10 protein-coding genes and 1 pseudogene are annotated in these 13,176 nt (G+C 44.0%); 7 read left to right on the top strand and 4 right to left on the bottom strand.

What is annotated here, in order from left to right; all coding sequences use genetic code 11:
• Positions 1-466: 466 nt before the first annotated feature.
• Genes ELS82_RS05880 through ELS82_RS05870 form a run of 3 tightly spaced genes read left to right on the top strand, consistent with a single transcriptional unit; the run spans position 467 to position 4,962 of the window.
• Positions 467-1,738 (top strand): HD domain-containing phosphohydrolase, encoded by a 1,272-nt coding sequence (locus ELS82_RS05880; RefSeq protein WP_244230761.1) that lies wholly within the window; start codon positions 467-469, stop codon positions 1,736-1,738.
• Between the two features lie 13 nt (positions 1,739-1,751).
• Positions 1,752-3,458: an ABC transporter substrate-binding protein gene (locus ELS82_RS05875; RefSeq protein ID WP_134834644.1), complete on the top strand. Its 1,707-nt coding sequence runs from the start codon at positions 1,752-1,754 to the stop codon at positions 3,456-3,458.
• Between the two features lies 1 nt (position 3,459).
• Complete coding sequence (locus tag ELS82_RS05870) at positions 3,460-4,962, top strand: sensor histidine kinase (protein ID WP_134834643.1); 1,503 nt, start codon at positions 3,460-3,462, stop codon at positions 4,960-4,962.
• Between the two features lie 10 nt (positions 4,963-4,972).
• On the opposite strand, the gene ELS82_RS05865 is transcribed toward ELS82_RS05870, so the two are convergent.
• The 3 genes from ELS82_RS05865 to helD form a co-directional block, all read right to left on the bottom strand.
• The gene (locus ELS82_RS05865) at positions 4,973-5,812 is read right to left on the bottom strand and encodes an isopenicillin N synthase family dioxygenase (protein ID WP_134834642.1); all 840 of its coding nucleotides are present in this window, start codon (positions 5,810-5,812) and stop codon (positions 4,973-4,975) included.
• 185 nt (positions 5,813-5,997) lie between these two features.
• Positions 5,998-6,318, bottom strand: coding sequence for a divalent-cation tolerance protein CutA (gene cutA / locus ELS82_RS05860; protein WP_134834641.1), 321 nt, complete (start codon positions 6,316-6,318; stop codon positions 5,998-6,000).
• Positions 6,319-6,330: 12 nt separating this feature from the next.
• Positions 6,331-8,397, bottom strand: coding sequence for a DNA helicase IV (helD, locus tag ELS82_RS05855; RefSeq protein ID WP_134834640.1), 2,067 nt, complete (start codon positions 8,395-8,397; stop codon positions 6,331-6,333).
• A gap of 244 nt (positions 8,398-8,641) precedes the next feature.
• Here helD and yccS point away from each other — a divergent pair, with 244 nt between their 5' ends.
• From yccS to ELS82_RS05840, 4 genes are all read left to right on the top strand, one after another.
• Complete coding sequence (yccS, locus tag ELS82_RS05850) at positions 8,642-10,810, top strand: YccS family putative transporter (protein ID WP_134834639.1); 2,169 nt, start codon at positions 8,642-8,644, stop codon at positions 10,808-10,810.
• Between the two features lie 219 nt (positions 10,811-11,029).
• Positions 11,030-11,191 carry a hypothetical protein gene (locus tag ELS82_RS26270; RefSeq protein ID WP_167489243.1) on the top strand — a complete coding sequence of 54 codons (162 nt, stop codon included), beginning with the start codon at positions 11,030-11,032 and terminating at the stop codon, positions 11,189-11,191.
• Positions 11,192-11,246: 55 nt separating this feature from the next.
• The gene (locus tag ELS82_RS05845; protein ID WP_134834638.1) at positions 11,247-11,528 is read left to right on the top strand and encodes a hypothetical protein; all 282 of its coding nucleotides are present in this window, start codon (positions 11,247-11,249) and stop codon (positions 11,526-11,528) included.
• A gap of 99 nt (positions 11,529-11,627) precedes the next feature.
• Positions 11,628-12,887, top strand: a complete 1,260-nt coding sequence (locus tag ELS82_RS05840) for a hydroxymethylglutaryl-CoA reductase (protein WP_134834637.1) — start codon at positions 11,628-11,630, stop codon at positions 12,885-12,887.
• 50 nt (positions 12,888-12,937) lie between these two features.
• Here the strand turns inward: ELS82_RS05840 and ELS82_RS05835 are convergent.
• Positions 12,938-13,176, bottom strand: a pseudogene (locus tag ELS82_RS05835) (IS4 family transposase); the annotation flags it as partial.

Below are 13,176 nucleotides of genomic sequence, written 5' to 3'. Positions count from 1 at the left end.
CTTTAATTGAAATTCAGGAGTGGTCGTTTGTCGAGTATAGAAAGCACAAACAGACACATTTTCGACATTTTTGAGAGTTCACTCCCTAACTTCCAGCTTTTGAGTGAGTCGTCGCTTAGTAACAAAGTTGAAATTTAGGCTTTGCTCATCTAAACCTTAATTATAGTTTTCAATCGTTCCTCGCCGTGATGTTGCGTTGATTAGCCAAGGACCCGATCTTACTTATGGAATCCGATACGTACTGTTTCGCGCCCTCCGACAAACCAATCGAAGCCCCATTGCAATCATATTGGGAAATCCTCGTCGTTGACGACGAGAAAGATGTTCATGATGTCACCAACCTTGTGCTTGGCAAAATGAATTTCTTGGCCACAAACTCCACTTCACTCACGCGTACTCTGCAAAAGAAGCAAAGCTAAAATTTAAAGAAGGGCCTCAATATGCCGTCATTCTTCTTGATGTGGTGATGGAAACTCGACAAGCAGGATTGGAATTAGCAAGGTGGATCCGTGACGAATTTGGCGACAAACACTGCCGAATCATTTTGCGAACAGGTCAACCCGGTGATGCACCTGAAGAGAAAGTCATATTGAACTACGACATCAATGACTATAAAACTAAAACGGAGCTCACCTCCACACGCTTGCTCACCACTATCTATTCAGCTATCCGCTCATACAGTGACATCATCACGATTGAGCACACTAGAGATGGCCTAAAAACCATTATCGAATCCACATCGAATATTCTAACCGACGATACCAGTGGCACATGGCTCAAAGGGATACTTCAACAGATCGTCGCTCTGCTCAAACTGGATGACGCCCATGCGCTACATTTTGGCGCTTCACAAATCGATGGTGATTGGACTATCGCCACCTCAAGCGATGAGAACAAGGTAACGATTGGGCACGAACTCACTAACTATATCGATGCCTCACACCTATCAAGTTTTACTCAATCATCTGAGCTTATTGAGATTTCACCTACCAAGTTTGCCTTACCTATTGAAGTGCATAATAAACACGGCGTCATCATCATTAATTGCAGCAAGCATGTTATTGAACAGCGCAAAGAACTGATCGAATTGATGGTTAAAAACGCCTCCATTGCCTACGAGAAACTCTATATTCTCAATGACATGCTAGAGACTCAAAAAGAGATTGCTTATCGTCTAGGCGAGGTGGTCGAAACTCGCTCTAAAGAGTCCGGTAGTCACGTAAAAAGACTCTCGTTACTCTCACACCTTCTGGCGTTAGAAGCAGGCTTAGGGGAAAAGATGGCAGAGAGAATCAAACTCGCCTCTCCACTCCACGATATCGGAAAGATCGCCATTCCCGACAACATACTTCACAAGCCAGGTAAGTTGACCGAGGAAGAGTGGGAAATAATGAAAACTCATGCCTCCATCGGTGGTGACATCCTGTCCGGCTCTCACCTTGATATTTTAAAAGTTGCCGCCGTTATTGCGTCAAGTCATCACGAGAAATGGGACGGCAGTGGCTACCCTAGAGGCCTTTCTGGGTTGGATATACCCATTGAGGGCCGAATTACCGCCATCATCGACGTATTTGATGCGCTCGCCTCCAAGCGCAGTTACAAAGAGCCTTGGAGCCATGCTCAAATCATCGAGCATTTTCAACAGCAAAATGGCTTACACTTCGATCCAGAGCTGTGCGACGTATTTCTTGGAATATACGAAAAATGCGTGGCCCTTCGGAATTCTTACCCTGATTAACTAAGAGCACATTATGCTTGCTTCTCTTGTTCGTAACACGACTGCACTAATCCTCATCGCCAGCCTGATCTTCCCTGTCACAAGTATCGCAAAGCAACAATTTAGAGAAGATACCAGTGCACAAACTGCTACTGGCAAACTCAAGGCGGGTTCGCATGTTAAGGTCTACCTACCTAACCTTCCCTACATTGCAAGTTCGCACTCAATCAACGGGGCACTCTTTCGCCCAGCAAATAATGAGTTGGGTTGGGAGTATGACATGGCAGTAAGTCATGAGATCATTAATCCGACCCTATACGAGTTTACCTTAAGACAAGGGGTGAGGTTTCAAGATGGAACACCTTTCGATGCAGACGCCGTACTACTTAACATGGAATACTTCGTTAAAGAACCTTACACGTTCACCAAGCTCCATCGCATACTAACCAAGGTAGAGAAAGTCTCTCAACACAAAGTACGCTTTCATCTAAGCGAAGATTACGGTTTATTACTCTACGATGCTATATGGTTGCAGTTTTACACAGAAGCCTACCTCAAAAAGCATGGCTGGAACGGAAAACCATTCTGTCCTAATCTCGCGGAAGCTGGCCCTTATGGTTTAGGTCCTTACATCTTAAAAGAGGGATACATTGAGGGAAATCGTCGCAGTGACGTTGCGGTACTGGAAAGAAACCCCTATTACTGGGACCCTGACGCAGCGAAGGTTGAAAAGTTCACCCTGTATATGGGGATGACACAGCAAGAAGCGAAGGATAAGGCGCTGCATGCAGAGGGAGACATCGATATTACACCGGTGTTATTTTCCGATGAACTAGAAGCGATATTTGCTCCATACTCCAAGACCAGTCGACTTCAATCCACCAATACCTACATCGCGCGATTTAACTTATTCACCGGTAACCCAATATTCCAAGAGCGTGAAGTTCGTGAAATCATCAATAACCTTATCGACCAAAACTCACTCGTATCACTTTCAATGAATGGTGAAGGCAGGCCAACCTATGCCTCCATTCCCGAACAGTTTTATGGCATGAGCGAAGCATTGGAGCAAATCGAAGCACATCAACCAAGCTCTACAGAATCAAACCAAGAGGCAATGCGGGAACGCTTGAATGAATACAAAGTTCAGTACGGATATCAAGAAACCCAAAAGATTCCACTGCGCTTTTTAGCTCAAGAAAGCATGCGTTATATGCTCAACGACATTAAGTTCTATCTAGAGAAGTTCGACTTTGACGTGCAATTGATCATCGCCGATTCAGAATCTGCGATGTTCGCTAGTGCCATAGGTGCACGCAGTCAATCCAACGATATCGATTTTGACCTTGTCCTATGGCCCAATTTCGATTGGCTGAGAAACCCTTGGGTCTCCTTCTTTATCTTTGATACCAGTTCTGTTTGGTCTACCACTGAGCCTGAGCAAAACCTAGACAAGTTAATTAATGACTTTATTGCTACGCCCTACAACTCTGAAGTGTATATCGAACGATTACGTGATCTCCTCACGCATATTCGACACATGAACTACCAACTCAGTTTGCCAAGTCCTTTTAATATCATCGCCCTAAATAAAGAGATCATATTTCAGCCACGTACCTCTGCCGTTTTCCCTCTGTGGGAAGTTCAAGTCAGTGACTACCATTGGTCTGTAAGAAAGGAGCCAGCCTACCCTGAGGAGCTAAAGGTGCCAATTAAAGTGATGACATCAGGAGAAGAGTAAAATGGGGAGATTCGCAGGAGATAGCCTATCTAAAAAGATACTGGTGCTGTTTATCACAACAACGACGGTACTTGTCTTACAAGGCCTGTACAACATCTACAGCATGAATGACGTCAATACTTCAATTCGACAAGTTCACGACTCGGTCTATTTGGTCAATCAAAACAACCAAGAAATTTCCTATCCGGCATCTGAACTGAGACAACTTACCATGTTTCTGGTTATGGCTCCTGATGCCAAGACCAAGCGTGAGATCATCACTTTAATCAACAAAGATATCGCGCTGATAGATCGAGGTATTGAGCGAGAAATTCAAAACTCTAACTTGGATTCAACAATTCAAAGTTTATCACTACAGATAAGAAGCTCATGGTTGGAGTACCGAGCAACTGTCCTACAAACTTTAGAGTATTCAGAAGAAGGTATTCGAATTGCAGAATTTATGCATATCACCACTGATGCAAAAAATACTTACAACAAGATGATTTCCAACATCGATGCCTATAATAATCATCTCGTCACGCTGAGCGACGATATCTACATTGAAGCTCAAGAAAACTCTAAGTGGGCCTTCTGGGCTGTCATTATTACTACAGTCACGGAAGCGATCATTTTGAAGATCATTCTATTTTATGTCCTGAACCTAGTGAAAAAACGGCTCGACGAACGAAAACAACACGCTCATGAGTTGACGAACAAAAATGAAGAACTACAAAACAACATCAAGCAGCTTCAGTCAGTGCAGAATCAATTGATAGAAGCGGAGAAACAAGCCTCTCTATCAAAACTCGTAGCTGGTGTCGCGCACGAAATTAACACGCCAGTCGGATTGGGCATCACGACGTCTACACACCTAGAAGACTTAACCGATAACATCGAAAAAAAGGTCAAAGCGAGCACATTAACCAGAGTTGACTTAGATGAATTCATCGATCATTCGCGCGATGTCACCCGTATTTTGATCAGTAACCTAACCCGAGCTGCGGATATTATCCAGCGCTTCAAACGTCTCTCATCTGACAACATCCATTCTCTGATTGAAAAACTCAACATTGGGCAAAAAATCAATGACACTATTTTAGCACTTGGCCCAAACATGAAGGGAATAGAAATTAAGTGTGAAAACTTCCAAGATATTGAAGTAAAAACAGATTCTGGTGCTATCTATCATACTATTTCAAACTTGGTATTAAACGCTAAAAACCATGCGTTCGAAAATGTTGAGCACCCTACCGTGACAATAAGAATGGACGATTACAACGACCAGTATGTACGGATTACCGTCGCTGACAATGGTAACGGGATTGATGAAGAAGACCAAAATAAGATATTTGATCCGTTTTTCAGTACCAACCGTGAGAACGGTGGGACGGGATTAGGCTTATCGATTGTCTATAACGTACTTGCTCGAATCGATGGCACGATAGATTGCAAAAGTAAAAAGGGCCAAGGTACGATATTCACTATCGACATCCCCGGCCCTGCAACATTAGTTACCGACTAATCATTAGCGGTTAGATAACGCCAAGCTCTCTTAAACGCTCCATTAGATAGCTATCTGCGGTGTAACGCTCAGATAACACAACTTCAGGTTTTGGGTGCAAGAACAGTGGTAATGAAATACGTGACTGCTCTTGGCGTGCGCCTGTTGGATTAATCACTCGGTGCGTTGTTGATGGGAAGTAACCACCTGATGCTTCTTGAAGCATATCGCCGATGTTAATGATTAAGTTACCAAAGTCACACGGTACATCTAACCACTCACCCTCTTTGCTTAGTACTTGTAGGCCAGGCTCGTTTGCCGCTGGTAGTACCGTAAGAAGGTTAATGTCTTCGTGAGCGGCTGCTCGGATCGCCCCCGGCTCTTCGTCACCAGTCATTGGTGGGTAATGAAGGATACGAAGCAGTGTTTTTTCACTGCCGTTGATCATTTCAGACAGAGCAATAGAGAATTTTTCCTGAACATCTGCAGGAGCATGCGCTTCAACCCAACCTAGCAACTCTTCCGCGAATGCGTTAGCACGGTTGTAGTAATCTAAGATCTGCTCTTTCAACTCTTCAGGAATCTGACCCCAAGGGTAAACGTGGAAATACTCTTTAATGTCTTTGACAGTATGTCCCTTGGCAACTTCAGAAACATTTGGTGGGAAATAACCATCTTGAGTTTCAACATTAAAGTGAAATTCTTCTTTGCGCTCTGAAGTGAAGAACTTGTACCAATTTTCATAAATTGACTCTACAAGCTCTTTTGGAATTGGGTGATTTTTCAGTACACCGAAGCCCGTTTCACGGAGAGATGTAACAAATAGCTCGGCGGCATTTTCAGCTTGATAATCGACAGTTTCCAGTTTCATGACTTTACTTTCTAATAGTTATGTATGTGAAACGCAGATTGTAAATGTGACATTTTGGTAAAGCAAACGATAAACCGAATACGCGTTTCATTTGCATTAATAGTGTGCAAGATGACGACTTTTCAACAAAATCTGTAATTAGATAAATTGGCGCATTCAAATAATAACGCCCAGTCGCCGTCGACTCAGCAACGCGTGTTTTGCTCAATCCAGGCTAGATAAGGGTTAAAGCCCTCAATAAATGGCACCTGAACCACTTGTGGGACATCATAGCTATGCAGTTCCACAATCACCTGTTCAAGCTCAGCGTAGCAGGCCTTTTTTGTTTTCATTATGAGTAAGGTTTCTTTATCTGTGCACACTTCATCTTTCCAAACATAGTGGCTCTCAATCGGCATCGCTTGAATACACGCGGCTAATCCACGTTTTAATACCTGTTCGATGATTTCTTTACGATTGCTTTCTGTGTTTGTCGTGGTTAATACAATACAAAATTGGCCGCTCATTAGATCCTCTTATTATTTCGAAACCGTCACTGGGTAGTCTTGTTCAATCAATTCTTTCACAAAGCATGAGCCTGAACCTGAATAGGAAACCCAAACTTTTTTCTTTGCTCTGGTTAATGCGACGTAAAACAGTCGTCGTTCTTCAGCATAAGCAAAGGTATCTTTCGATTTCGTCAATGCGTCACTAAGGTGCAGCGCTTTAACCCTTGCTGGGAACTGACCTTCATCCACCCCAACAACAATAACAAAGTCCGCTTCTTTACCTTTACTGGCGTGGCAAGTCATAAAGTCGATCTTCAGCAAGGCGAAGTTTTTCTGCCAATCTGAAAGAAGTTCAGGCTTGTGGTAATGATTTCGTCCCAGCAGCAACACACTTTGAGTTGATTTAGCGCTGCGATTCAGTTGATCAAGAACCTTCTCGACATTATTGCTCGGGATTAAATTAACCGCTTTGGCTTTCTGTTCTTTGTGACTATTGAGTTCTTTCTCTAATTGGGCCGGGTTTTGTTGCACAAAACGATTAGCCACTTCGCCAATTTTACTATTAAAGCGATACGTCGTATCGAGGTAGTGCACCGTTGAATGAGGGAAACGGTCCCCGAAGCCCGTAGTGAGATCAACGTCTGAGCCCGCAAACTGGTAAATTGACTGCCAGTCATCCCCCACCGCGAAAAGCACACAATGTTGACCATCTTTTTGCTGGCATAATGCTTCGACAAGTTGCAGACGCTGCGGGGAAATATCTTGGTACTCATCAATCATGATATAGCGCCACGGGGATTTAAACTTACCACTTTTCACATGCTGAGTGGCTTTCGAAATCATCAAGTTGAAATCGATATGACCCTGCTCTTTGAGCTGTTGTTGCCAAGCCTGATAGCATGGCCACACTAAACCGAGCTCGCTGTTTAAACGCGTATACTCTGAGTTATCCACCAGCAGTTGCTGAAGCTCTTTTTTCGTTAAGCCCATTGTCGCGAGTTGAGAGACTTGCTTTTCAAGCCAAGCAATCAATTTCGGGTTCTCTACATGGCTACCTAACTCTTCATCACCCGCTAGATACGCGATAGGCCATTTAGACAAGTGTTTTTGCCAGCGTTTAAAATTAGTTGGCGTCATCCAATGCTTTTTCAACCAATCAATGCACCAGTTGTGACGCTGATTATCATCAGACACCAGCGGAGACAAAGTTGCACTCTGCCCGTCAACCTGATTTAAGATAGAAAGGCCAAGTTGGTGGAAGGTATTCACTTTGATCCCTTCTGTGCCACTACCAATTTTGTCACTCAATCGCTGGCTCATTTCCGACGCTGCATCTCGACCGAATGCCAACATCAGTATGTCGCTGACTTGCGCTAGATGACTTTGTAATAAGTATGCGACGCGTGCAGTCAATACACTGGTTTTGCCCGAACCGGCACCAGCAAGAATAAGATTGTTATCATCATTTAACAGCACAGCTCGCTTTTGGCTTAGATTTAGAGGTGATGATTCAATCTGAGAGAAAAGAACTTGCCAGTTTTCTAGCTCGTTTGCCATCCACTCATCGTTACGCTGAGGCAATGCGTCATTTTCTTCAACCAACCAAGACTCTATATCTTTCATTCTATTGGGCATACGTAAGCATGCATCCTCAAGATCCATTTCCTTAGAGTTGAAATCGTTGTTCAGATTCGTGCGCCACTCACCAAGTGCTGAATGCGTAAGAAAAGACGGCTGGAAACGAAGAAGGTTTAAGCTCTCTTCCCACTTTGGCAAATGTTCCAATAACTGAACGCACTGCTTCTTATGCCACTGCTGATACGTGGCAACGGCGAAGCGGGCAAATTCACGACATTTAGATAAAGGAAGACCTTGGACTAACCAAGCTTGTTCAGCGCCCTCTTCACTGTATGCGTAAAAGAGTAAACTCCCCCAGACTAAGCCGTTTTTAACTTGTACGCGGCCGCTCCATACGTTGAATGGAATCGTCTCTTGGCGAGTTTCTGAATTTAGAATAAGCGCATCTTGGGTGATTTCAATTTGATTGTATTCGCGTTGGATGAAAAACTGTGCAGTCTTGTTTGCTGTTAGCTGCATTATATCTAAGCCTTTAAATTCCCTTGCAAACATCATAACGCAATTGATTTTGCTTGTGACAAAATAAAGACAAAAATATCGGGCCATTGGACATGAGGTCAATTCGAGTTTAATTGACGATAAATAGTCAAGGCCCCAATTGGGCAAAACTTCATCAAACTCTTCGGTATCTTTATTTGGATCAGGGCGTTACGATAGACAAATCGATACATTGCAGATAAACATCGGTCAAAAGTAGTTTCTAGTGAATTTTATTAGTCAGTTGCGCCACCATTGGGCGAACAAAACCATCAACTATAGCTTTTTGATATTGATTGCCTTGCTTGGAGTTGTTATTCCCGCATGGTACTTTCAATTAAACTCGCTGATCATTCCATTGATCCTCGGTATTATTGCTGCGGCACTGGCAGAAAGCGACGACAGTTTCACTGGTCGACTTAAATCTCAATCTATCACCCTTATCTGTTTTGCCATCGCCTCCCTATCCATTGAGCTGCTGTTTAATACTCCATGGCTGTTCGCATTAGGCCTGTTTATTTCTACGTTTGGCTTCATCATGCTTGGTGCGATTGGTCCGCGCTACGCTAGCATCGCGTTTGGTTCATTACTTATCGCAATTTATGCCATGCTTGGCGCGCATGAAAGTATCAATCTATGGTTTCAACCCTTACTGCTGTTAACTGGTGCAGCGTGGTACTATTTTGTCTCCATGATTTGGCACGCGTTTTGGCCAATGCAACCCGTGCAGCAAAGCCTTGCCAACGTCTTTTTGCAAATGGCTAACTACTTTGACTCTAAAAGTCAGCTGTTTCACCCGGTGAGTAGTATGGTTCCTCAACCTCACCGTATTGCTGAGGCAAAACTCAACGCTGCAACCGTAAATGCTTTGAATTCTTGCAAAGCGACGTTTCTCAGTCGCTCTAAACGCGGTCATGTCGATGGCGCAAGTGACCGTTTTTTGAATATCTACTTTCTTGCCCAAGACATTCATGAGCGTATTAGTTCGACGCACTACCGCTACCAAGATTTAGCACATCACTTCGAACGCTCTGATGTGTTGTTTCGCTTCAAACATCTAATGGAAACACAAGCTCAGTCGTGTAGAGAAATCGCGGAGGCGATTCTGTTAGGTAAGGAGTATCAACATAACGATGACTCGGTTCTAGCCCTGGATGAACTGCAGAACTCACTCCATTACTTACAAGAACAAAACAATCCTCAATGGCGCTTGTTGCTTGGGCAGTTAGGTTATCTATTTAACAACCTCGCGACTGTCGAAAAGCAGCTCAGTAACGTCAACAACCCTGACGCGAACCGACTCGAAGAAGATGTTCTCGATGATACTGAAGCTCACTCGATTAAAGCGATGTGGGCCAAGATAAAATCCAATTTCAGTAAAGATTCAATGCTGTTTAGGCATGCCGTTCGTATGTCGATAGCATTGACGGTCGGCTACGGCATTATTCAACTATTCGATATTGAGCGTGGCTATTGGATTCTGCTTACGACATTGTTCGTATGCCAACCCAACTATAGCGCTACAAGACAAAAGCTTGTCGCCCGTGTTCTCGGCACTTTTGCAGGTCTGCTCATCGGTGTGCCTCTGCTGACGTTCTTCCCGTCACAAGAGAGCCAGCTAGTGTTTATTGTCGTCTCAGGCGTTGCCTTTTTTGCATTCCGCTTAGCAAATTATGGCTATGCGACAGGCTTTATTACGTTACTGGTGCTGTTCTGTTTTAACCAACTTGGTGAAGGCTACGCAGTAGTATTGCCAAGACTCGCCGATACCTTAGTTGGCTGCGCTTTGGCCGTGGCAGCCGTTGCTTTAGTCCTACCTGATTGGCAGTCTAAGCGATTACATAAAGTGATGGCAGACGCCATTGAGGCAAATAAGAATTACCTGGCGCAGATTATTGGCCAATATCGTATCGGTAAAAAGGACAGTTTGTCTTACCGTATCTCACGTCGAAGTGCACACAACCAAGATGCCAACCTGACCAATGCGATTAGCACTATGCTAGCTGAGCCAGGCCGTTATCAGTCCGCTATCGATGAAAGTTATCGCTTCTTAACCCTAAATCATGCCCTGCTTAGCTATGTCTCTGCACTTGGTGCACATAGAACCCAGATTGCTGATGAGTCGACACATAAACTGATCCTAGATGCTCACCGTGTCATCCACCAGCATTTAGACATTCTGTTTGCTCAACTCAACCAGCACTGCGACACTTGTGATACGAGTGATATCGATGACCCAGCGTTAGAGCAACGCTTGGCAGAATGGCGTGATGAGGACGACAGTTCCGTTCGCATGGTGCTGCAGCAGCTTCACCTAATCTATCGCATGTTGCCTGAATTACACTCGTTAGCGAGTAAGTTTGCCGTCAGAGTAAACCATAGCGACCAGAAATAACCAAAGCTCCTTCCTCAGCCGGAATTACGTAACCGATCTATTATCGTTGGTTACGTAATTTGGCCAATTTATAACCACCTCACCTACTCTTTACACGCCCTGACATTATTCGGACAAAATTTGAGCTGTGCCAAATAAAATCAAAGTTAGTTAATTCTTACACAGAAGAATGGATTTTTCTGACATGACAAGCTAACGAGATGTCGGAGGTTTTGGACCATGACTCAACAACAATTCGAACTAATGAAGAAACAGCTTAAAAAGCTATCGACTCAGCAACTGCGCGTACTGAAATGTGAGATCAACAGTGAGTTAGACGCAGATAAGAAAGTCGCTATCACCGACGAAGAACTTAAACTGATTTCGAGCCTGTTTGCATAACCAAACTTGCTGAATCTTATAGCTGCATTTAAGCTATAATTAAGTGGAGGTGTATATGCCAGTCTCTTCCGTCCAATCTGGATATCAAATCGTTGATATGTCATCAAAGATGGCCGAAGAAGCTGCGCTCGAAATACAGCAAACCCAACGTGAACTTTCAATCCCAAAAGACAACACGTACGAATTCAACAAAGTTGAGTTCCACGCAGAACCTCCCCCTTCACACCTTGACACCATCAACAAGCTGAATTCTTCCGAACGTTACTCTCGGGTGGGTACGAATGTCATGCAGCGCGACCAAGATATGATTGGTACATTGCTTGATATTCATGTTTAACACTAAGCTCCAGCTTAAATTGTAGCAATACATTAAACAGTCGTTGTTTTCCCTACCCTATACGTTAGAATGCAAACAAATTTATCGTTTTAATTCGTAATGCCGAAACTCAATCTCTCTACTCGCGATATCACTCAATTTCTACAACCAGAACACTGCACTTCCACTTTAGAACAAAAGCTCAGTCCTAACTTTGCTCGATCGACACTTAGATTAACCCCTAGCCCATATATAACCGAAAAAGCATTAGCTAAACGCTGGGAAAAGATTGGTCAATTCACAGATCAGGACATACTGCTAGACCAACAAACTCTACAAAATGCCTCTCTATACAATAAGAACATTGAGCATTTTATTGGCACAGTTAAAATCCCTGTCGGCCTTGCTGGCCCATTACGTGTGAATGGTTTGCATGCCAAAGATGATTACCTGATCCCGCTTGCTACAACAGAGGCTGCACTTGTCGCTTCGTATAATCGCGGCGCTCAGTTAATTACCGCGGCTGGTGGCGCTAGTGCGATGTTGATCAACGAAGGGGTCACGCGTACACCTGTATTTTTATTCGAATCCTTGATCGATGCTGGTCAGTTCGTTGCCTGGGTAGTAACTCAGTACGATCATTTCAAGCGCATTGCTGAGTCCACAACCTCTCATGGCCAGTTGCATGACATCAATGTCAATATTGAAGGTAATCATGTTTACCTCATCTTTGAATACCGCACTGGCGATGCGTCAGGCCAGAATATGGTCACCATCGCAACCAACGAAGTATTTCATTACATATTAGAGAACTCTCCTCATACTCCTGAGGAAGCCTTCCTAGATGGAAACCTGTCCGGTGACAAGAAAGCCAATTCTCATACACTGCGCCATGTTCGCGGTAAAAAGGTTACCGCTGAAGTTCACATCGAGCGTCACCTTGTGGAAAAGTATCTACACACCACACCGGAAGAGATGTCGCGCTTTGGCCAAGTAACAACGACAGGTGCGGCATTGAGTGGCAGTATTGGCGTCAACGCTCATTACGCTAATGCACTGGCGGCGCTTTACATTGCTTGTGGCCAAGATGCAGCCTGCGTTGCAGAGTCAGCGGTAGGCATTACTCGTATGGAAGTGAGTAAAACAGGTGGGCTCTATGCCTGTGTTACCTTGCCTAACTTGATGGTGGGGACTGTTGGCGGTGGTACAAGCTTACCCTCTCAAAAAGCATGTCTTGAACTAATGAATCTGCACGGTAATGGCAAAGCTAAATCACTCGCAGAAGTGGCCGCTGTATTATGTCTAGCAGGAGAGCTGTCTATTGTTGGCGCTTTTTGTGCGGGACACTTTTCACGCGCCCATCAAAAACTTGCTCGTTAATGGACGAATCAGAAACAACAAAAAGGGCTGTGTAATCACCTGTCTCTTGATCACAAGTCTAGTGAATCAAGAGACTTAGCCAGTTCATACCCTTCAAGGATGGTTTGCAGCCTAAAGCATCCTTGCCATAACGTCTTTATAGAAGCGCGATCCGTTCGCTTAGTATTCTTCCAACCACCTAATCGTGTAATGCCTCTGTAAGCCCATGATATATTAGGTGCTTCTTTAGGTAGCTCTTTTTCTTCAAGCTTTAGCCACATTAGCTTCCATGCTTTTCCTTTTAATACCT

The sequence above is a fragment of the Vibrio ouci genome (assembly GCF_004551525.1).
Lineage (GTDB): Bacteria > Pseudomonadota > Gammaproteobacteria > Enterobacterales > Vibrionaceae > Vibrio > Vibrio ouci.
Note: the sequence above shows the minus strand (reverse complement) of the source record. Positions and strands in the feature narration are given on the sequence as shown.

Bases quoted from the DNA above. Each gene is read 5' to 3' on its own strand.
- ELS82_RS05880 (WP_244230761.1), top strand. From the start codon at position 467: ATGGAAACTCGACAAGCAGGATTGGAATTAGCAAGGTGGATCCGTGAC.
- ELS82_RS05875 (WP_134834644.1), top strand. From the start codon at position 1,752: ATGCTTGCTTCTCTTGTTCGTAACACGACTGCACTAATCCTCATCGCC.
- ELS82_RS05870 (WP_134834643.1), top strand. From the start codon at position 3,460: ATGGGGAGATTCGCAGGAGATAGCCTATCTAAAAAGATACTGGTGCTG.
- ELS82_RS05865 (WP_134834642.1), bottom strand. From the start codon at position 5,812: ATGAAACTGGAAACTGTCGATTATCAAGCTGAAAATGCCGCCGAGCTA.
- cutA (WP_134834641.1), bottom strand. From the start codon at position 6,318: ATGAGCGGCCAATTTTGTATTGTATTAACCACGACAAACACAGAAAGC.
- helD (WP_134834640.1), bottom strand. From the start codon at position 8,397: ATGCAGCTAACAGCAAACAAGACTGCACAGTTTTTCATCCAACGCGAA.
- ELS82_RS26270 (WP_167489243.1), top strand. From the start codon at position 11,030: ATGACTCAACAACAATTCGAACTAATGAAGAAACAGCTTAAAAAGCTA.
- ELS82_RS05845 (WP_134834638.1), top strand. From the start codon at position 11,247: ATGCCAGTCTCTTCCGTCCAATCTGGATATCAAATCGTTGATATGTCA.
- ELS82_RS05840 (WP_134834637.1), top strand. From the start codon at position 11,628: ATGCCGAAACTCAATCTCTCTACTCGCGATATCACTCAATTTCTACAA.